At 48.4% G+C, this 20,607-nt stretch carries 12 protein-coding genes; 9 read left to right on the forward strand and 3 right to left on the reverse strand.

Annotation, left to right across the window (positions count from 1 at the left end):
• The 5 genes from ACX9NY_RS29320 (at position 1) to dnaI (ending at position 12,006) form a co-directional block, all read left to right on the forward strand.
• Positions 1-3,216: an alpha-mannosidase gene (locus ACX9NY_RS29320; RefSeq protein WP_472476506.1), complete on the forward strand. Its 3,216-nt coding sequence runs from the start codon at positions 1-3 to the stop codon at positions 3,214-3,216.
• A 300-nt stretch (positions 3,217-3,516) separates the two neighbouring features.
• Positions 3,517-4,836 carry a glycoside hydrolase family 125 protein gene (locus tag ACX9NY_RS29325; RefSeq protein ID WP_472476508.1) on the forward strand — a complete coding sequence of 440 codons (1,320 nt, stop codon included), beginning with the start codon at positions 3,517-3,519 and terminating at the stop codon, positions 4,834-4,836.
• A complete protein-coding gene (locus tag ACX9NY_RS29330) occupies positions 4,833-8,012 on the forward strand; it encodes a beta-galactosidase (protein ID WP_472476510.1) in 3,180 nt (1,059 codons plus the stop codon). Before ACX9NY_RS29325 ends, ACX9NY_RS29330 begins: the two co-directional genes overlap by 4 nt.
• Complete coding sequence (locus ACX9NY_RS29335) at positions 8,009-10,804, forward strand: alpha-mannosidase (RefSeq protein WP_472476512.1); 2,796 nt, start codon at positions 8,009-8,011, stop codon at positions 10,802-10,804. The genes ACX9NY_RS29330 and ACX9NY_RS29335 overlap by 4 nt, the downstream gene beginning before the upstream one ends.
• A gap of 251 nt (positions 10,805-11,055) precedes the next feature.
• Positions 11,056-12,006: a primosomal protein DnaI gene (gene dnaI / locus ACX9NY_RS29340; protein WP_253440604.1), complete on the forward strand. Its 951-nt coding sequence runs from the start codon at positions 11,056-11,058 to the stop codon at positions 12,004-12,006.
• Positions 12,007-12,131: 125 nt separating this feature from the next.
• Here dnaI and ACX9NY_RS29345 read toward each other — a convergent pair whose 3' ends face one another.
• The gene (locus ACX9NY_RS29345; RefSeq protein WP_017692450.1) at positions 12,132-12,287 is read right to left on the reverse strand and encodes a hypothetical protein; all 156 of its coding nucleotides are present in this window, start codon (positions 12,285-12,287) and stop codon (positions 12,132-12,134) included.
• A 265-nt stretch (positions 12,288-12,552) separates the two neighbouring features.
• Between ACX9NY_RS29345 and trxA the strand changes: the two genes are divergently transcribed.
• Positions 12,553-12,870, forward strand: a complete 318-nt coding sequence (trxA, locus tag ACX9NY_RS29350) for a thioredoxin (RefSeq protein ID WP_036605788.1) — start codon at positions 12,553-12,555, stop codon at positions 12,868-12,870.
• A 410-nt stretch (positions 12,871-13,280) separates the two neighbouring features.
• A complete protein-coding gene (uvrC, locus tag ACX9NY_RS29355; protein WP_339237441.1) occupies positions 13,281-15,368 on the forward strand; it encodes an excinuclease ABC subunit UvrC in 2,088 nt (695 codons plus the stop codon).
• Here uvrC and ACX9NY_RS29360 read toward each other — a convergent pair.
• Positions 15,337-17,034, reverse strand: coding sequence for a CPBP family intramembrane glutamic endopeptidase (locus tag ACX9NY_RS29360; protein ID WP_342570981.1), 1,698 nt, complete (start codon positions 17,032-17,034; stop codon positions 15,337-15,339). The two genes, uvrC and ACX9NY_RS29360, sit on opposite strands and share 32 nt — an antisense overlap.
• Before the next feature lie 520 nt (positions 17,035-17,554).
• Here ACX9NY_RS29360 and ACX9NY_RS29365 point away from each other — a divergent pair.
• Both ACX9NY_RS29365 and ACX9NY_RS29370 read left to right on the forward strand, forming a co-directional pair.
• A complete protein-coding gene (locus ACX9NY_RS29365; protein WP_445252619.1) occupies positions 17,555-18,874 on the forward strand; it encodes a TrkH family potassium uptake protein in 1,320 nt (439 codons plus the stop codon).
• A gap of 49 nt (positions 18,875-18,923) precedes the next feature.
• Complete coding sequence (locus ACX9NY_RS29370) at positions 18,924-19,595, forward strand: potassium channel family protein (RefSeq protein WP_091020848.1); 672 nt, start codon at positions 18,924-18,926, stop codon at positions 19,593-19,595.
• A gap of 60 nt (positions 19,596-19,655) precedes the next feature.
• Here the strand turns inward: ACX9NY_RS29370 and ACX9NY_RS29375 are convergent, their stop codons facing one another.
• Complete coding sequence (locus tag ACX9NY_RS29375; protein WP_339237432.1) at positions 19,656-20,579, reverse strand: LysR family transcriptional regulator; 924 nt, start codon at positions 20,577-20,579, stop codon at positions 19,656-19,658.
• Between the last annotated feature and the right edge of the window lie 28 nt (positions 20,580-20,607).

Here is a 20,607-nt window from a genome sequence, read left to right on the forward strand (position 1 = left end):
GTGGAACGTATCAGACGATTGATTCGCGAGTTGTCCGAACATCAGTGGCTGGAGCAATTGCAGCTGCGCAGCTGGGACATTACCCGTGCTTATTACAATGTGCCAGGACAGTATGAGGATCAGGGTGAGTACCCGGAAGGGCAAGATTATGAGCGTTTTCCGAGCAAACAGGGAACGACGTATTTCTTCAGAACACGTTTGGAGATCCCTGCTACATGGCAGCAAGCGCCTTATGGGCTTGTATTTGAAACGGGGGGAGAAGGTTTACTGCGGGTGAATGGACACTCCTACCAGGGATTGGACCGCAATCATACCTACGTCACACTTGATCCGTCTAAAGTCGGGACTAACCCAGAACTTGAGATTGAGATGTTCGATCCAGTACCTGAACCTGTGGACCCCTTGAATCAACAGGCGGTTATTCAGCCGCCGATCACATCGGTTACTAGCTTGCTGGTGAGACCAAATGAAGCCGTTCGCAGTCTCATGTACACCGTCATTATTGTGCGTGATTCGGCTGTGCTGCTGCCAGAGAGTGACTTCAGGCGGGTTCGTCTGCTGGAAGCCATCTATCGTGCGATGGACCAATTTGTAGGCATGTCAGCAGAAGAGATCAAGCAGGGGGAAGGTATTCGTCGGATTGAGCATAATCTGAAGCATCATGTACGTGAGATTGGCGGTAACGCGGAAGGTCTGGAGCATATGGTGGGACAGTCCCATATTGATATTGCGTGGCTGTGGCCTGTGCGCGAGACGGTACGTAAAACGAGCCGTACCTTCTCCACCGTGGATGCACTCATGAATGAATATCCTGACTATGTGTATTCGCAGAGCCAACCCTTGTTATATGCATTTCTGAAGGAGCATGATCCCGAACTGTATGCACGAGTGAAGCAGCGGATTGCAGAAGGGCGTTGGGAACTGGTTGGCGGCATGTGGGTAGAGCCGGATCTGAACATCCCAAGCGGCGAGTCTCTGATTCGCCAGATGTTATATGGTCAGCGTTTCTATAAGGAGGAATTCGGCAAGACATCACAAATTGAATGGTTGCCGGATACATTCGGGTATTGTGCCTCCCTGCCACAGATTTTGAAACATGGCAATGTGGAATATTTCATGACAACAAAGCTGGGATGGAACGACACGAATGTGTTTCCGTACGATCTCTTCCATTGGGTGGGCATTGACGGCACACCGATCCTGTCTTACCTCAATCATGGTGTTAATGAGAACACCTTGCCAAAAGATATTCACGATCACTGGCAGTCCTACCGTGAGAAAGCGGCTCATCCGGAGCATATGCTTCTATATGGACACGGAGATGGCGGCGGCGGGGTAACACGCGAGATGCTGGAGTATATGGATCGCGCAGAATTGATGGTTGGACAGCCTGCAAGTCGATACAGCACAGCCGGAGCTTTCTTTGCCGGAATTGAAAAGGAACAACCTGTACTTCCGAAGTGGCATGGTGATCTGTATCTGGAGTTACATCGGGGAACCTACACGACACATGCTCGCAATAAGCGCAACAATAGGAAAGCGGAGGTTCTGTATCGAGAAGCTGAGTTGTGGAATACACTCGCTCAACCGGATATGGAGGCGAATACCGAAGCTGAAGTGCGTTCAGCACTGCATGACGGCTGGAAATTGATTTTGCTGAATCAATTCCACGATATTATACCGGGATCGGCGATTACAGAGTCCTACGTGACTTCGAATGAGGAATATGTACAGGTATTTGAATTAGGTAGAACCGGACTGCATCAAGGCATTGCAGCATTGACAACGGCTATCAACACCAAGGGACCAGAAGGTTCACTAGCCTATGTTGTATTCAACAGCCTGGGCTGGAAACGGAGTGCAGTCGTTCAACTTTCTGTGCAGGATGGCTTGGATCGCTATGGCGTCGATGAAGAAGGCCAACGCCTGCGGATGGATCGGGAGGATGGCAGCATGTCTATTCTCGTGACAGACATTCCGGCGTTTGGATATAAAACGATCTGGCTGGTACCGGAAAACACAAGGGAAACGAATGTACGGGAAATGACCAACCTTGCCGCACAACCAACCTTTAATGATACATGGGATACCGCTCTTTATCATATACAGTTCAACGAACGCGGGGAGATCACCCGTCTGTGGGATAAGACCGCAGAGCGCGAGATGCTGAAGCCAGGTGAACGTGGCAATCAACTTCACTTCTTCCACGACCGTCCGACACTCTGGGATGCATGGGATATCGACAGTCGTTATGAGGAACAGATTGCTGGCGAAGTGGAACTGTTGGAGAAAAAGCTGGTGCTGGCGGGTACAACGAAGGATGTCCTGCGCTTCCGGTGGAAGCTACATCAATCGGAAATCACACAAGATATCGTCTTTTATCACGACTCACGGCGAATCGACTTCCAGACACAGGTGAACTGGAATGAAGATCACAAACTTCTGAAAGTTGGTTTCCCTATTGATGTGGTGACCTCCAAAGCGACATTTGAGATTCCATTTGGCGCATTGGAACGTCCAACGCATCGTAACACAAGCTGGGAACAAGCCCAGTATGAGGTCTGCGGACATCGCTTCGCGGATGTAGCCGAATATGGATACGGCGTCAGCTTGCTCAATGATTGCAAATACGGTTATGACGTGCAAGGCAGCACGATTCGTTTGTCCTTGTTGCGTGCCCCAAAATGGCCTGACCGCACGGCTGATCTGGGAGAACATGAATTCACATATTCCCTGTACCCGCACGACGGAGACTGGAGAAACGCACACACCGTACGTCAGGCAGCTGAACTGAACACGGAAGTGGTCGTGCAACAAGTAGAGCAGATGCAACAGTCGCAACAAGTTGAACAGATGGAACAGGTGCAACAGAGGGATCAATCACAACAAAGCGCAGGGGCTGAAGTGCATCCAACTGCAGATGCAACGGCAACTGCCGCACAATCTCGTCCAGCAACAGGCTCCTGGATTAACTTGAACAGCAATCACGTCATTCTGGATACCATCAAAATGGCAGAGGATGGACAAGGCACCGTGCTGCGTTTCTATGAATCCTCAGGCAAACGCGAAAGCATCACATTGCAATGGCCACATGCCTTTGAGCAAGCGTATCACTCCAACGCACTGGAAGAACCAATCAAACCACTGGCCCACACGAACGGCCAGATCACACTATCTTTTAAACCCTACGAAATACAAACCGTGCTACTGCGGTAAACCTTTTTGAAATATTTCGAGCTATATATGTCGCGTCGGAGCTCTTTATTCACACGTTAACGGAGAGGACAGAAATAACCAGAAGAAGCGAAGCGTTCGCCTAAAAGCTTTCTGAAAGAAAGCTACATCGGAAGCATACGCTATCCCCAGATTTTACCCTTTAGAAAAGGGAAACAAAAAAATCTGGGGATAACAGCGATCGGAAGGTTATTCTGTCATCGTAGTGGCCTAGTGTGAATGTTCTCAGCTTGATCTTCTATAGCTACACCATTCAATTTGTTTAAGGAGTTGCACTCATCCATGGAACAGTTTAGATTACCCAAAATACCCATGCCGCCTGTTGCTTTGCCACAATCCATTCAGGCCGTGCTCGAAGAAGCAGAACAGAAACTGGCTCACAGGCCAAAGCTGCTACAATTATTCAAAAACTGCTTCCCCAATACCATCGAAACAACCACTAAGTTGATGGAGGACGGTACCACTTTTGTCATCACAGGAGATATTCCGGCTTCCTGGCTGCGTGATTCGGTGGAGCAGGTCGTACACTACATTCCATTTGCAAAAGAAGACGAGGACCTGCAACGCATCATCGGCGGGCTGATCAAACGTCATATCCAGTATGTTCATATCGATCCATATGCCAATGCCTTCAATGAGACGGCCAATGACTGGCACTGGAACACCACGGACGAGACCGACATGTCACCTTGGGTGTGGGAACGCAAATTTGAGATTGACTCATTATGTTTCGTTGTGCGCTTGGCCTATCTATATTGGAAGGAAACTGAGCTGACTGACATTTTTGATTCCAGTTTCAAGGCAGCGATGCGTAAAATTGTGGATCTGTTCAAAGTCGAACAGCATCATATGGAACAATCTCCGTATCGCTTCACTCGCAATAACGGTATCCCGACAGATTCCTTGCGCAATCACGGAAAAGGCATGCCAGTCAACTACACAGGTATGATCTGGTCCGGTTTCCGTTCCAGTGATGATGCGTGTGACTTCCACTACAACATTCCTGGCAACATGTTTGCGGCTGTTGCTTTGCGTCAGATGCAGGAGTTTGCCGAGTGGGTGTTCCGGGATATGGAACTTTTGCAGGAATTGAAGGATCTGGAGCAGGACGTAGATCACGGCATTCAGCTGTATGGTATTTATCGTCATCCGGAATTTGGACCGATCTATGCTTACGAGACGGACGGTTATGGCAACCACTGTCTCATGGACGATGCCGGTACACCGGGACTCATGTCCATCCCCTATCTGGGTTACGTCACGGCGGATGATCCAATCTATCAGAATACGCGCCGCTTTGCTCTGAGCAAAGAGAATCCATTTTACTATGAGGGCAAGGTTGCCAAAGGAATCGGTAGCCCGCACACCCCGCCGAATTATATCTGGCATATGGGATTGTCCATGCAGGGACTGACTGCGCAGTCTGCCGAGGAGAAACTGGAGATTATCCGCATGCTCGAAGCGACAGATGCAGATACCGGATATATGCATGAAGGCTTCCACGCCGATGATCCAACGATCTTTACACGAAAATGGTTTGCATGGTCCAACAGCCTGTTCTCCCAGTTGGTCTATACATCCATGAAGGATGGCCTATTATGAGTATCCAACCTAAGGATCAAAAGTTGATTATCTTCTCTGACCCTGCGTTTCCAGTGGATGGGGCTTTTCCAACTGAGCAGGCTCTGAATACATGGGAAGCAGTCGGAGAGATTCGTGTTGTAAACGCTGATGAACTTGCAGAGGCGTTGAAAGCGACGGCTGGTGAAGGATGTTTCATCAATCTGCATGCACCCTATTTCCCCAAGTCCGCCTGGACGGAGATTGCAGCTTATCTGCATCAGGGAGGGAGTCTGATCAGTGTTGGTGGTGCGCCTTTCAAACGTCCGGTTCGATATGAGAATGGGGCATGGGTTGTAGAGTCCGAGCAGACCGCCTATCACCAGGAGCTCTATATTCATGAGGCGTTAAACGTATCTGCTGACGGTGTCCAATCATTCACTTCATCTGAACAGATCCCGCTTCTGGCCGGAAAAGAAGGACTTTTCGAGATTTCAGATACATGGAATCTAGTTCCGCATACGACCAAAAACAGTGATTTGCCACACCAGATGGGTTCAGCAGGCACGATGAGTACACAGATTCACTCTTTGCTTCGCGGAATCAACAAAGATGATCGAAGCATTGCTGCCCCAATCGTCCTATGGGAGAATTCCCGCGGGACTTTCGTTGGTTCGCGCTGGATGTTTGTACATCTGCCGTTGACTCCTTCATTCTGGGAGCAGGATGGCGCAGGCGAGATGGTGAAGTGGGCACAATTCTGTGCGCAAGGTGTCACCGAGCTAACCCTGAAAACGAATTATGCTTCGTATGAGCCAGATGAGCGGGCAGTTCTCACACTTCAAGGTCAGATTTTACAGCGAGCAGGCAACAGATGTACAGCGTCTGAGCGGTGGACATTCGACATAACAGTGGAGCATGAGAATCGCGCTAATGGCATGGCAGAAAAGGTATGGAGCCATCGACTGGAGATGGAACTTTCCGGTGAACAGCGTTTCGAACGCATACTTCTCCCGGTTTCCATTGAAAGTGGATTGTATCGGATTGTGAGCCGTGCACAGGCACCTGATGGGGAAGTTCGAATCCTTCGGCAAGGCTTCTGGGGACAGGATGCCGCATTGCTGGCAGAAGGGGAAGTAATCACCCGCAGCAGAGATTATTTTGTGAAAGATGGACGACCTCTCCCTGTTGTGGGTATGACCTACATGACCTCGGATGTGGCACGGAAATTTCTGTTTCTGCCGAACGCGGATGTCTGGGATCGCGACATGGCACAGATGGCAAAAGCCGGGATCAACTGGATTCGGACGGGAATCTGGACCGCTTATCGCAATATGATGCAGGTGGACGGTCACATGGCTGAGGACGTGCTGCGTGCCATTGATGCTTTCCTGTTAACAGCGAAGCGGCATGGTTTGCAGGTCACGTTTACCTTCTTCTCCTTTACACCGGAGACATGGGAAGGGACGAATCCGTATTTGGACCCGCAAAGTGTCGAAGCACAGAAACGTTTCATCCGCAGCATCGTTAGTCGTCACACGCATACAACGCATGTGGACTGGGATTTGATTAATGAGCCATCGATGTTTGATCCAGTGCAGATTTTTTCGGCTGGCCCACGCTCCACGAGGGATGCGTATGAACAGCAGGCTTTTGTAGAGTGGCTTCAGCAGCGGCATCAGACGATTGAAGCGTTGCAGGAGGCATGGAACATGTCACCGAAGCAGCTTCCCAATTTTGCAGCAGCGGCCATTCCGGAGGCAGAAGAGATTAATTTTGATGTACAGGATATGCACAAGGCCAAAAAAGGAACACGCTGGCTCGATTATTGTCTCTTTTCTATGGAGATGCACAATGTTTGGGCAAGAGAGCTTGTAGGTACGATCAAGGATCTGGTTCCCGATCATCTGGTCACCGTGGGGCAGGATGAAGCCCTTGGTGCGCAGCGCCCTTCGCCGTTCTTCTATGAACGTGAAGTGGATTATACTACGGTGCATTCCTGGTGGTTAAACGATGATCTGATCTGGGACGGCATTTTCGCCAAAACGCCACATAAGCCCAATCTCATTCAGGAGACGGGCATCATGTATGTGGAAACCCCGGATGGACGAGCCAAACGTACGGAAGAAGAGCTGCGCGGCATTCTCGAACGCAAGTACGCCTATGCTTTCTCGACAGGTGGCGCAGGAGCAGTGCAATGGATCTGGAACACCAACTTCTATATGGATAATGCCAATGAGTCTCATATCGGAGCGCTGCGTGCAGATGGCACGGAGAAGCCAGAGGCGGATGTGTCTTATGATTTTGGCCGATTCATGCATGGCATTCGTGATCTCTTTGAAGACCGCGAGCTGGAGGATATTGCCGTGGTGTTCCCGTATTCCAATGACTTTTCCAATCGTGCTCTAGCCTATGATGCCACAACAAAACTGACTCGCGTGATGTCCTATGATCTGAAACTGCCATTCCGTGCGTTATCCGAATATCATCTGGAAGCGTTGGAGCAGGAGCCACCGAAGCTGGTTATCGTGCCGAGTCCGCATAATATGGACAGCGACGCACTGCATCAATTGCTCACGTTTGCAGAGAAGGAAGGCACGAGCCTGCTCATTACAGGGCCGCTGGGATTGGATGCGTACTGGAAAACAAGTGACCGGGCAGATCATATCGTCGGCCAACGCAGTCTGGGTAACGTGCAGCGGGAAGAGCTGCTGAATATTAATGGCGTGAATCACCGGGTGACCTATGGACGACGTCGGATCGCCGAGGTGGCGAAGGAGACTTTACTTCATGGGGATAAGGGTACACCAGATGAAGTAACTGTTTTGCCTTTGGGTAAAGGAAAATTGATCTGGACCCCACTGCCGCTCGAGTTAAACGGACGGGATGAACCACTTGCTGAATTGTATCGTTATGCCACTGAGATTTCGGGCGTCGAACAGGAGCTGGAATGGATATCCGGTGGGGATATCGCTGGAATCTACGGCCGGAAGTTGAGTTTTCCAAAAGGAAATCTGTATGTATTCGTATCGGAGTTTGCCTTGAACCATGAAGTTCATGTGAGAGATCAACGTACGGGTGTATCGTATGCGTTCCAATTGGAGAAAAATCGTTCGGTGCTGTTTGCCACAGATGCTGCCGGAGAGCTGAAGGCCGTATATCGCCCGGATGAGGTTGAGATTGTACAACATGAGGAAAGAGGTGGCGTAACACGATGATCAACCGGACAAACAAGTCGAAGAGAGCGCACATTATTTCGCATACCCACTGGGATCGGGAATGGTACTTGCCGTATGAGAAGCATCATATGCGGCTCGTTCAGCTCGTCGATTCACTGTTGGATCAGCTGGATGAAGGATCAGACTATAAAAGCTTTTATTTGGATGGACAAACGATTATCATCGAAGATTATCTTCAGGTTCGCCCGGAGCAGAAGGAAAGACTGGAGAAGCATATCCGCAATGGCCGGATTGTGATTGGACCATGGTACATTCTACAGGATGCCTTTCTGACGAGTGGAGAAGCCAATGTACGCAACATGCAGGTTGGACATAAGGACGCCAAGCGTTATGGTACCCCTTCGAAAATTGGTTATTTTCCCGATACATTCGGATTGGTCGGACAGACTCCGCAGCTGATGCAGCAATCCGGCATTGATAATGTGTTCTTTGGCCGGGGTGTGAAGCCTACGGGCTTCAATAATACGGTATCGGATGCCGGATATGAATCAAGCTTCTCGGAGCTGATGTGGGAAGGGCCAGACGGATCGAAAGTACTCGGCGTATTATTCGCCAACTGGTACTCCAACGGGAATGAAGTTCCGGTAGACGAGGCTTCGGCCCGAAAGTTCTGGGAAACCAAGCTTGCCGACGCGGAGAAATATGCATCCACGAATGAGTTGTTATACATGAACGGATGTGATCACCAGCCGATTCAGCGAGACCTGCCGGAAGCGATTCGTATGGCTGAGCAATTATATCCCGATATCGAGTTCATTCACTCGAACTTTCCAGACTATCTGACTGCCCTGAGAGCATCGGCTGAACATGAGCTGTCCACGGTCAAAGGTGAACTGCGCAGCCAACGTACCGATGGCTGGGGAACTCTAGTGAACACTGCCTCGGCTCGTGTGTATCTGAAACAGATGAACCAGCTGGGCCAGACCATGCTGGAAAAGGTGGCTGAACCCCTGGCATCCTATGCCTATCTGCTTGGGCATGCCTATCCACATGATCAGCTGACATATGCCTGGAAAACGCTTATGCAGAATCACCCGCATGACAGCATCTGTGGATGCAGTGTGGATGAGGTGCATCGCGAGATGGTGACGCGATTTGATAAGAGCCGCCATGTGGCAGAAGCATTAATTGAGGACAGCACCAATCAGATTGCCACAGCCGTGGATACCTCCATCTTTGCACGCTATGGCGAAAGTGCTCGACCTGTTGTGGTATTTAATACAACGGGCTGGGAACGTAGCGGTGTGGTTCAGATGGAACTGGATGCGGCTCGGTTATATTTCCGGGAAGGATATACGCTGGAAGAGATGGCGGTGCAGATGAAAGCTGTTGACCTGTCAGATCGTATCCTGGTAGATGAAGAGGGGACGCAGATTCCATGTACGGTGGAGGATCTGGGTCTGCAATTCGGCTATGATCTGCCGGATGATCGCTTCCGCCAGCCGTATAGCTGTCGGCGTGTTCGTATTCGTTTTGAAACAGAGAATGTAGCTGCATTTGGTCTGAAGACGTATGCATTGGTCAACTTTACGGATGCCGCAACGAGTGGTATTCCATCACAAACGACTACCTTGTTGCGTGGTGAACGTGGCATGGAAAATCAACATATGATCGTCACGATAGCGAACAATGGTTCATTCACCCTCACGGATAAACGGACAGGCCGGACTTACAATGACCTTGGCGTGTACGAAAATGTGGGCGATATCGGTAATGAATACATGTTCAAGCAGCCAGAGAACGAAGTGGCGCGAACAACACGCGACCTTCAAGCAGAGATTCGGGTTCTTGAGGATACATCCTACTCGGCCTCGTTCGAAGTCATTCATCATTGGGAAATACCGGAGTCAGCGGATGAAACGCTGGATCAGGAACAGAGAGAACTGATTTATTATCCACATCGCAAAGCCCAGCGTTTAACTAAAATGATTCCCCTCCAGATCCGTACGGTTATATCATTAAGCCGTAGTGGAAAAGGAGTGCAAATGGAAACCACCTTCAACAATCAGGCGAAGGATCATCGGGTGCGCGCACTCTTCCCAACAGATCTTGTATCTGCTGTTCATCATGTGGACTCCATGTTTGAAATTGCGACACGTGATAACACACCTGCACCGGAGTGGCAAAATCCAAGCAATACACAACATCAACAGAGTTTTGTGGATGTGAGTGAAAAAGATGCGGGATTAGTCGTAGCCAATCTGGGTCTGAACGAATATGAGGTTCTTCAGGATGGACGAAACACCATCGCCGTTACGTTGCTTCGTGCTGTGGGCGAACTTGGAGACTGGGGATTGTTCCCGACACCGGAAGCACAATGCCTTGGTGAACATACATTTCAGATCGAGGTTATTCCTCACGATGGCAATGGTGCAGCGTCAGGTGCGTATAAGGAGGCCTACCAGTTCCAAGTTCCATGGACATTGGCACAGACGGAAGTACATCCGGGTTATCTGACACCTAGCAGCACACCATTGGCATGGCAAGGAGACGGCTTGGCTTTTTCTTCACTCAAGGTGAATGAAGACTCCGGGGATGTGATGCTCCGTTGGTACAATATGACCACCGAGTCCGTTAACTTGAAGCTTGCTGCATCGCAAGCAAATCCGCAACCATTCGAATTGGCATATAAGAGCAACATATTGGAGGAAGAGGGCGAAAGGCTCCATACCCACAGCATAGAAGAGGCATCAACATTATCATTTGCCAGTAAGGAATGGAACATACAGGCTGATTCATGTGAGATCATCACTGTCGGCTTGCGCCGCTAAACGAGGTTGAAAAACAGATTTTTGGACATGCACTAAAAGGTACAGGACTACTAGTATGCGATGAATCAGGTATTACGTATGGTGATGGAAGGGGTACGCTATTTACCAGATGTATCTGTTGAGTTATTGGTTGTTTTTCTATAGAATGAACAGTAGAATTGCAAACGATCGAAAGTTCCTATGCCATCAACATGGCTAGGGAGCACTTCAATTGTTCATTCTATATTGAAACATTAAGGGGGCTTGAAGCCATGGAATCCTTGGGAGGACTGCTTCAGCAGCTGAACCCTGCCTTTCGTGAGCAATCGCGGCGGATTGCGGCGGAATTGATGGAAAATCCGTACGTACGCGAATTCCGTGCAGGTCATCCTGAACTGCAAGATGCACAGCTCATGACCGATCTGAGCAAGCTGTTTCAGTACGCCAAAGACTCAAAGAACTGTGCGAATTGTCCGGGACTCGACAACTGTCCTAACGATTTTCAGGGCCACTTTTGCAAACTGGAAGTAGAACATTTTAACGGTAAACCCGAAATTATAGATATAAAAGCACCTTGTTCCAAACATGTCGCCCGGCAAAATGAACATATCATTAAGCAACGCATTCGCAGTTTCTATGTGGATGAGCGTGCGCTAAGTGCTGGATATAACGACGTGGAGATCATGGGCAAGGATCGGATGCGTGCTCCGGCAGTGAATCAGGTGCTTCGTTATATTAGGGAGACCAAGGAGAACGGATTATCTCCGCAAGGACTATTCCTGGAAGGGACATTCGGGACAGGCAAGACGTTTTTGATGTGTTATCTGCTGCATGAACTGGCGGTGGCAGGCCACACGGGTGTCATTATCTACATGCCTGACTTTGTGGAGGATCTGAAATCCATGATCAGTGAAGGGCAGAAGCTGAAGGAAATGACGGATGTTCTGAAAAGTTGTGATCTGCTCATCTTTGATGATATCGGGGCAGAGAATCTGAACCCTTGGGTTCGGGATCATGTGATGGGGTCTATTCTGAACTATCGGATGAATCGCAAACCAACGTTCTATACGTCCAATTACAATCTGGATGGGCTTGAAAAACATCTTAGCTTCACCAATCGGGACGGCGAGGAAATGAATAAAGGCCAGCGTCTCATGGACCGGATTCGTCCATTCGTGGATGTCATCTCCGTTCGGGGTGAGAATCAGCGCGGCAAACGTTAACCGGTAATTCTTTTGGTCTGATCGGCAAAATGTACTTTTTACATTATAAGTAGTCCCAAAAAAAGCCTGGCTTTCGCATTGTCGCGAAAACCGGGCTTTTCTGGTCCTGCGTGAGCCTGAGCAACCTATTCGGTGAGGAATTTGAAGATGACCATACCGAAAAAGATCACTGTCATCAGGCCGGCCATGCCGGCAACACCCGCGATCAGATCAAATAGATCGTTGCGAGGTTCCTCGTTCACATGTTCACGCGGGTCGCTGATCCGCACATTTGCATCCATGTTATTGCCTCCTTATGGGGAATGACAGCTTGGCCTGAAGCGGCTGCAAACCCGGAGTAATTTTAGTATACTTGGAAAAGAAAGCGTTTGTAAAGATTTTGCAGTGGGTATGCCACATCCTGTAATTGTGAAGATTTGATGTTGGGAAGATGAACATTGCAGCGTTCAATTCACAAGTTTAATGTACCTGTGTTATACTGGAAGTGTCGTTCACGACGTTACAGGTTAAAATAAAACCGTAAGTATATATAAGGAGGACAATTTCATGGCTATTGTTAACGTATCCGATCAATCCTTCAACGCTGAAGTAGAAGGCGAAGGAACGGTTCTTGTTGATTTCTGGGCGCCTTGGTGTGGTCCTTGTAAAATGCTCGCTCCAATCCTGGAAGAGCTGTCCACAGAAGTTGGCGATGCAGTGAAAATTGCTAAAGTTAACGTGGATGAAAATCCGGAATCTGCTTCCCGCTTTGGCGTAATGAGCATTCCAACGTTGATTTTCTTCAAAGATGGTCAACCGGTAGATAAAGTGGTTGGTCTGAACTCGAAAGATGCGCTCAAAGGAATTATTGAAAAACACCAATAAGTTACAGGCTTAAACATACGCCTCCGGTTTACATACCGGGGGCGTTTTGCGTCGAATACCTTTATATAGGACAATATAAAGTATACTATTTATATAAAATGAAACTGGAAGTTTACATGTTAACGGAGAAGACAGAAATGATCTCGGCAAAGCATAGCCATTGCAAGTTTCATCCGAATTTCAGTTGTAATATGTATTAGACTAATTATTTACACTTTAGCGGAGAGAACAGAAATAACCTGAAGAAGCGAAGCGTTCGCCTTTATCACCGGATTTTCCCCTTGTAAAAGGGAATTAAAAAAATCTGGGGATAACAGCGATTGGAAGGTTGTTCTGTTATCGTAGCGTTTGTGTGAATTATTTGTAAGGTGAGGATTTAAGCTTTTTCGGGAAGGAGGATTCACCGAATTATGGATCAATTCATGAATGATTTGCAGGATCAGGAGAAGGCATTGGAGCAGATTCGCCACAAGCTCGCTTTGCTGCCAGATATGTCAGGTTGTTACCTGATGAAGAACAGTGAAGGCACGATTATCTATGTCGGTAAGGCCAAAGTGCTGAAGAACCGCGTACGCTCTTATTTTATCGGCAGTCATAACGGAAAGACTCAGCGTCTGGTGTCCGAAATCCGTGATTTCGAATATATCGTGACGGGCAGCAATATGGAAGCACTCATTCTGGAGTGTAACCTGATCAAGAAACATATGCCGCGTTATAACGTGTTGCTTAAGGATGACAAGACATTCCCGTATCTTAAAATTACGAATGAAAAGCACCCCCGTCTGGAAGTAACCCGGCGTGTGCTGAAAGATAAAGCCAAATACTTCGGACCTTATCCGAACTCGTATGCGGCACACCAAACGAAAAAATTGCTTGATCGTATGTATCCACTGCGTAAATGTGGTGTAATGCCCAAAGAAGTGTGCCTGTACTATCACATGGGACAATGTCTTGCCCCTTGTGTGAAGGAAGTGGAGAAGGAGCAGTATGACCAGATTTCACAAGAGATTGGTTCATTTCTAAGCGGTGGTCACGAAGAGATCAAGAAGGACTTGCAGCGCAAGATGCAGGAGGCCGCGGAGGATCTTTATTTTGAACGGGCCAAGGAACTGCGCGACCAGGTGATCGCCATCGATGCGATGATGGAAAAACAGAAAATTACGATGGCCGATGCCAGAGACCGGGATGTATTTGGGTTTGCCATTGATAAAGGCTGGATGTGTGTCCAGATTCTATATATGCGTCAGGGTAAAATGATTGAACGTCACGTATCCACTTTCCCGTTTTACGGTGAGGCGTATAGTGACTTCATGTCCTACGTTACGCAATATTACAGTGATAATCCGGCATTGCCACAAGAAATTTTGTTGCCGGAAATGCCCAAAGATATGCCGACCGGTGATGACAGTACGGATACGAGTTCTGATGCTGATGGATCGGTGCCTGCCGCAGTTACGGTAGAGTTTGATCAGGCGCAACAAGCGGAGCAAAGTACCGCTAACCAGCCACTGGTTGCTGAGACCCGTGCAGCTTATGGAAGTTCCGCGGAGTCAGAAGGTGAACAGCCTGACAGTATGCAAGAGGATGCTCTTACAACGGATACAACCGCTTCAACTGAAAAGCTCCCAGCAGGTCTGGAAGACCCGACTCAGGTTGCTGCTGCTTTACAGGAGTGGTTGGAGGTCAAAGTGCTCATCCCGCAACGTGGATTGAAACGCCAGATGATCACCATGGCTGTGGATAACGCACGTGTAGCATTGGAAGAGAAGTTCCGCCTGATTGAGCGAAATGAAGAACGGACATCCAAAGCTGCTGAAGGACTGGGACGTTTTATTGGACTGGATCAGCTTCACCGTATCGAAGCGTTTGATAACTCGAACATCCAGGGTACAAACCCGGTATCTGCCATGATCGTATTTACCGATGGTAAACCGGATAAGAAGGAATATCGGAAGTACAAGGTCCGTTCGGTTGAAGGACCGGATGATTATGAAACCATGCGGGAAGTCATTCGTCGCCGTTACGAGCGGGTATTAAAAGAAAACCTGACCCAGCCTGACCTGATTGTGGTCGATGGTGGTAAAGGGCAGATCTCGGCTGCGGTCGATATATTGGAAAATGAGCTGGGGCTGTTTATTCCGGTATGCGGACTGGTGAAGGATGCGAAGCATAAGACTTCACAGTTGATGATCGGTAATCCACCGGAAGTCATCTCCCTGCCTCGGGATAGTCAGGAATTCTACCTGTTGCAGCGGATACAGGAAGAGGTCCACCGTTTTGCGATCTCGTTCCACCGGGAACAGCGTGGCAAATCAATGGTGACATCACGTTTGGATGCCATTCCGGGGATCGGAGAGAAGCGGCGTAAACTCCTGTTGAAGCATTTTGGCTCTTTGCGCAAAATAAAAGAGGCCAGCGTCGAAGACTTCCGGCCTCTATCTATTGGTGACAAGTTGGCAAATCAGATTATTGCAGCACTTCGGGATGAGGAGTCGTAACATACGGCTTCTCTTTTTGTTTTGGATTGAATTTGTAGACAAGATATCCAACGATGGCCGGGAGTACAATCCAGAAGAGTCCGGCAGCCATATTCAGGGCATCTCCCATAAAGACCAGGCTGAGTCCCATCAGTAAGCTGTCGAAGATCACATGGGCGAATACAACGGCAATGAAGCCGTGACGCAGCATGATCAGACTGAACAGCAATCCAATGACCATCAGCTCAATGGGCCGGGTTATGACCGGGTAGATCGGATATAACGTATGTCCAAGTGCCCAAATGATCGTTGGGATCAGACAGGCAATAAACGTGTTACGCACAATCTTCTGCATCATGCGAATGCCGAACAGTCGATAGACGGCTTCTTCACCAATACCGGCCATCCATGCCATGATCGGGAAGAGCCAGGCATAGGTCATGTTAAATGTAGATTGATCTGCTGACGTCGTTGACCATGTGCCGATGCTTCGCTCCAGAATGAAAAACAGGATGGATTGAACACCCAACAGAATGAATGCCCACAGGTAACCGGCAAACATACTGTGAAGTACATATTTTCCGTATCCCGGTTCTTTGGCACGAGGCCAAGGATTCAGACCTATTTTACGCCACATGCCGTCACCGGCAACGAGGGACAGATAGATGGTTGCACTCATGACCAGTGTAATACCTGTCTGCAATAACATCAGGAACGCTAACATGAAGCTGGAGAGCCCTTGTGCCTGAAAGAGTGGAATCATGTTCAGCGTACCAATAACCGATGCTGCAAAATACACCAGCGAGAGAATGATCCCGCGTTTGAAGGACGTATGTGCTCGGGTCAGAATGCTATAGATGATGGCGAGCACGCCCAGAACAAAGGTCAGGAATGCATAGCCACCATACGTCATCCAATTGGCTTGGCGCGTTTGAGCTTTTACATAGTCGGTATGGGATTCAGGGACCGAGAAGCCAGGATCGAATGATCGTACGGCACCATCTTCAAACGTGAAAATCAGTTCAAGTTTGGAATCTCCAATGACTTTTGAAGGATCTGTATACTTCAGTCCCGCTTCACCATCGCGAGTATCCAGTTGAAGTGTGGGCACTTCATAACCGAATTCGGTCAGAACGCCAGCCGCCAGCTGTTCTTTCTCGTCCAGTGACATATTGCCTTCGGCAAGTACTTGCGATGTGGTCACTTTCCCGGTGCTCTGCTCCGCCTCAATGGCGGTGTAGAGGGAAGAAGGCAGTTCCCGTTTGAAGCCGACCACTTTTCCTGTTTTCATATGTACGTCAACATGAAGATAACCGCCTCTGTCCTGGTCAGGCAAACGAACGCGGTATACATCGTAAGGATAGCTTGTTTCCCATTTCTGGTTATAGGTATCAAGTTGTTTGGTTTTGGCCATATACCCGTAGATTTCGGAATGTGTCTGGTAGGTTACCAAGGGTTTTCCACCATCATTTGGCAAAGTATAGTCATCCACAGAAGCTGCGAATGATCGTGCGGCTTGCGTCGCCTGCTCCTTGCTTATGAAGGACGTGGACGAAATTTCGGTTGTTTGCGATGAGGTAGCAGGAAAGATCTGAAATACAAAAAATAGAATCAGGCCAATCGCCGCAAGCAACCCCAGACGCTTGAAGTTAGCCTTGAGTAGCAAAGGCTGCCCTAAGGGATTCATGTAATGTTGTTCCTCCTTATTTAATAGAGGTTGTTCAAAAAGTTTCTAGCTTCATCCCATCTTCTTGGTACTGAAAACCGTCCTTTTTGAACACGCACTAATATGGATATTAAGTTAACATAGCACAGGCCATACACCGAATGCCAATGATGTAACGAAAACTGGTGTAAATCCTTGAAAATGAATGAAAAGGATCGAAAGAATCTGATTCATTCGTCGTCATATCTGAGTTTTTCCCTTTTTGGCTGAATTCGATGCTATTTACACAAAAACCGTTTTGTCTACAAACGCTGCAGCGCTTATAATTTTGAAGCAAATGTGCAACGATTCGCATGTCTTTCGCCCAACAAGGGAACGAATAGAATATATTCCAACTTCATTATATATGTCGTTTTAATCTGATTCATACATGTTTAACGTTTGGCAACAGCATTTCAGATGAAGAAGGCTCCACGGGTGTGGAGTTATTTTCATTGCAGAAGAGGTGGAAGATACTCAAGTGAAACTGAATGTTCAATGGATGCGATTATCGCCACCCCGTATTCTTGTGTTAGGGTTTGCTGGCATCATTTTGGTAGGCACATTGCTTTTAATGCTTCCGGCATCCAGCCGTAGCGGCGACAGTCTTGCGTTTATTGATGCGCTCTTTACAGCAACTTCGGCCGTTTGTGTCACGGGTTTGGTTGTGGTGGATACTGGAACTCATTTCTCAGTGCTGGGTCAGGTTGTCATTGCAATCCTGATTCAGATTGGCGGACTGGGCTTCATGACGATGTCTACATTGGTTGCCATTGCGTTCAAACGGCGGATTTCGCTTAGAGAACGGCTGATTCTGCAGGAAGCGATGAATCAGAGCACGATGGAGGGCATTGTCCGGCTAATTCGCAAAGTTGTGATCTACTCGCTTATTATCGAAGGCATATGTGGCACGTTGTTTGCGATTCGCTGGTCATTTGACATGCCGGTCGGACAGGCGATCTATTATGGATATTGGCATGCCATCTCTATGTTCAACAATGCCGGATTCGATATGTTCGGTGATTTTCGCAGTTTCACTGGGTTTGTATATGACCCGCTGGTGAATTTTACAGCGATGTTCCTGATTGTCTCTGGCGGTATCGGTTTTGTAGTGCTGTCAGACCTGGTGGATTACCGCAAAACGCGAAAGCTGTCCTTGCACTCCAAAGTTGTCCTGTTAATGACTGGATTGTTGATTGTGTTTGGTGCACTTGTCATTTTCGTATTCGAATTCAGCAATCCGCGGACACTGGGTGGCCTGAACTGGGGTGGCAAAATTCTCGGTTCATTCTTCCAGTCCGTTACGCCGCGAACAGCAGGAGCTAATACGGTAGATATTGCCGGGCTCAGACAGGCAACGCAGTTCTTTATGATCATCCTGATGTTCATTGGGGCATCACCGGGCTCTACCGGAGGCGGGATCAAAACAACGACATTTATGATTATGGCTGGTGCCGTCATCGCGATGATGCGTGGACGTGAAGATATCGTGTTTTTCCGCTATCGTCTCGTACAGGAACGGATTTTCAAGGCACTTACCATTACATTACTGGCGCTCTTGTTCATCATAGCCGTAACAATGGTGCTGAGCACCACAGAAGAAGCCAGTTTTATGATGATCCTATTTGAGACAACTTCAGCCTTTGGCACCGTGGGATTATCGCTCGGACTGACGCTGAAGCTGACCACTCTGGGCAAGCTCCTGATCTGTTTTACGATGTTTGCAGGAAGGCTTGGACCTATTACATTAGCGTATGCACTTGGGCAGAAAAAGGGTAAGGAGTTATACAGGTATCCGGAAGGCAAAATGATTATTGGATAAAATTTGGTGAGTTATGAATTTGATTTGGATAAGGGGTTCGTGAAGAACAATGAAAACACAGCAGTTTGCGGTGATTGGGCTTGGGCGTTTTGGCTCCAGTCTGGCACAGGAATTAATGGAACTCGGCTACGAGGTACTCGGTATCGATAAAAATGAAGAAGTCGTCGAAGACATGAGTGAATTGGTTACCCATGCCGTTGTAGCCGATGCGACTGATGAGGAAGTGTTGCGCTCTCTGGGTATTCGCAATTTTGATTGTGGTATCGTAGCTATCGGGGATGATATTCAGACGAGCATTCTCACCGCGATCCTGTTAAAAGAACTGGGCGTCAAGACGGTCGTAGCCAAGGCCATATCCGTTCTTCACGGAAGAGCACTGGATAAGCTGGGGATTGATCGTGTGGTTTATCCCGAGCGGGATATGGGGATTCGTGTTGCCCATCAGCTGGTTACCCCGAACTTGCTGGATTACATTGAATTATCCAATGATTATAGTATTGTCGAGATGAAGGTTCCCGCCTGTCTGCACAACAAAACATTATCAACCCTGAATGCACGTGTACGCTTTGGTTGCAGCATTGTGGCGCTACAGAAAGAAGCCGGAGTCATTATTGCTCCGACAGCACTAGACTCGCTTCAGATGGGGGATATCATGGTCATTATTGGTAATAATGCAGATATCGACCGATTTGAAGAAGAGGTTATTAGCCAGGAGAGCTGATAATCATCATGAGTTAAAAATGAAAGCCAGACGTTGGAGCCTGGCTCATTCAGATCAAAGCTAAGGCGTCGTAGTCCTCCGTGAGGGCAATGGCGCCTTTGCTGTAAAGAGTGCAACCGTCTCCTTGACCCATTGTCTGGAGGTCTCGCTGAGGCCCTCTTTATCCCCATAGATCATGCAGGTTGTTCTTCGGGTCTGCTGTAATTGTGGCAAATGAACAGAAACAAGATCATTGTCCGCGAGCAATTGTGGACGAAGATATGACTTGGGCAATAGCGCAGCAGCTTTGGCGGAAGGCAGAAGTCGGATGATCGCTTCGAAGGAATCAATCTCCATGCGAATATCCGGCATTACGGCACAGCGCTGAAAGAGGTCGTCCGTTAATTTGCGATACCAGGTACCTTTGGAGAACGTGATCATTGGAAGATCCTGCAAGTGCTCCATCCCGGCTTCCTTACCGGACAGGGGGTGTGTGAGCGGCACAACCAGTTCCAGGTGATCATCAAAGAGCGGCACACAGTTAAGCCCCACTTCACTGATGGAGGAGGCGACAATGCCCACATCGGCTTTTTTGTCACGCACAAACGAGACAATCTCATGTGTTTTTCCCGTCAACAGTTTTAGTTCGGCATTTGGATGTTTCTCCATAAAGGCATTGACGAGAGGTGGCAACGTGGTTTGAAGCGTCGTCAGACTGGCTCCGAGTGTAATGGTGCTCTGTTCTTCGTCTTTATACTGGGCGAGCATGGTGAGGAATTTCTGTTGCTGCTGCTTCTGTTCAACCGCGAAGGTATAGGCGAACTGGCCCACACTGGTTAACTCCAGTCGTTTGCCGCGGCGGTGGAAGAGAGCGACCCCGAGTTCATCCTCCAATTTGGATATTTTGCGTGAGAGTGCGGGTTGGGACAAGTTCAGTAACTTGGATGCACGGTTCAGGCTGGACTGCTCCACAACCGCTGCAAATGCATTTAACTCCTCGAACATGAACAATGACCTCTTTTCCTGAGTGTGA

The sequence above is a fragment of the Paenibacillus sp. CB74 genome, from assembly GCF_055687625.1.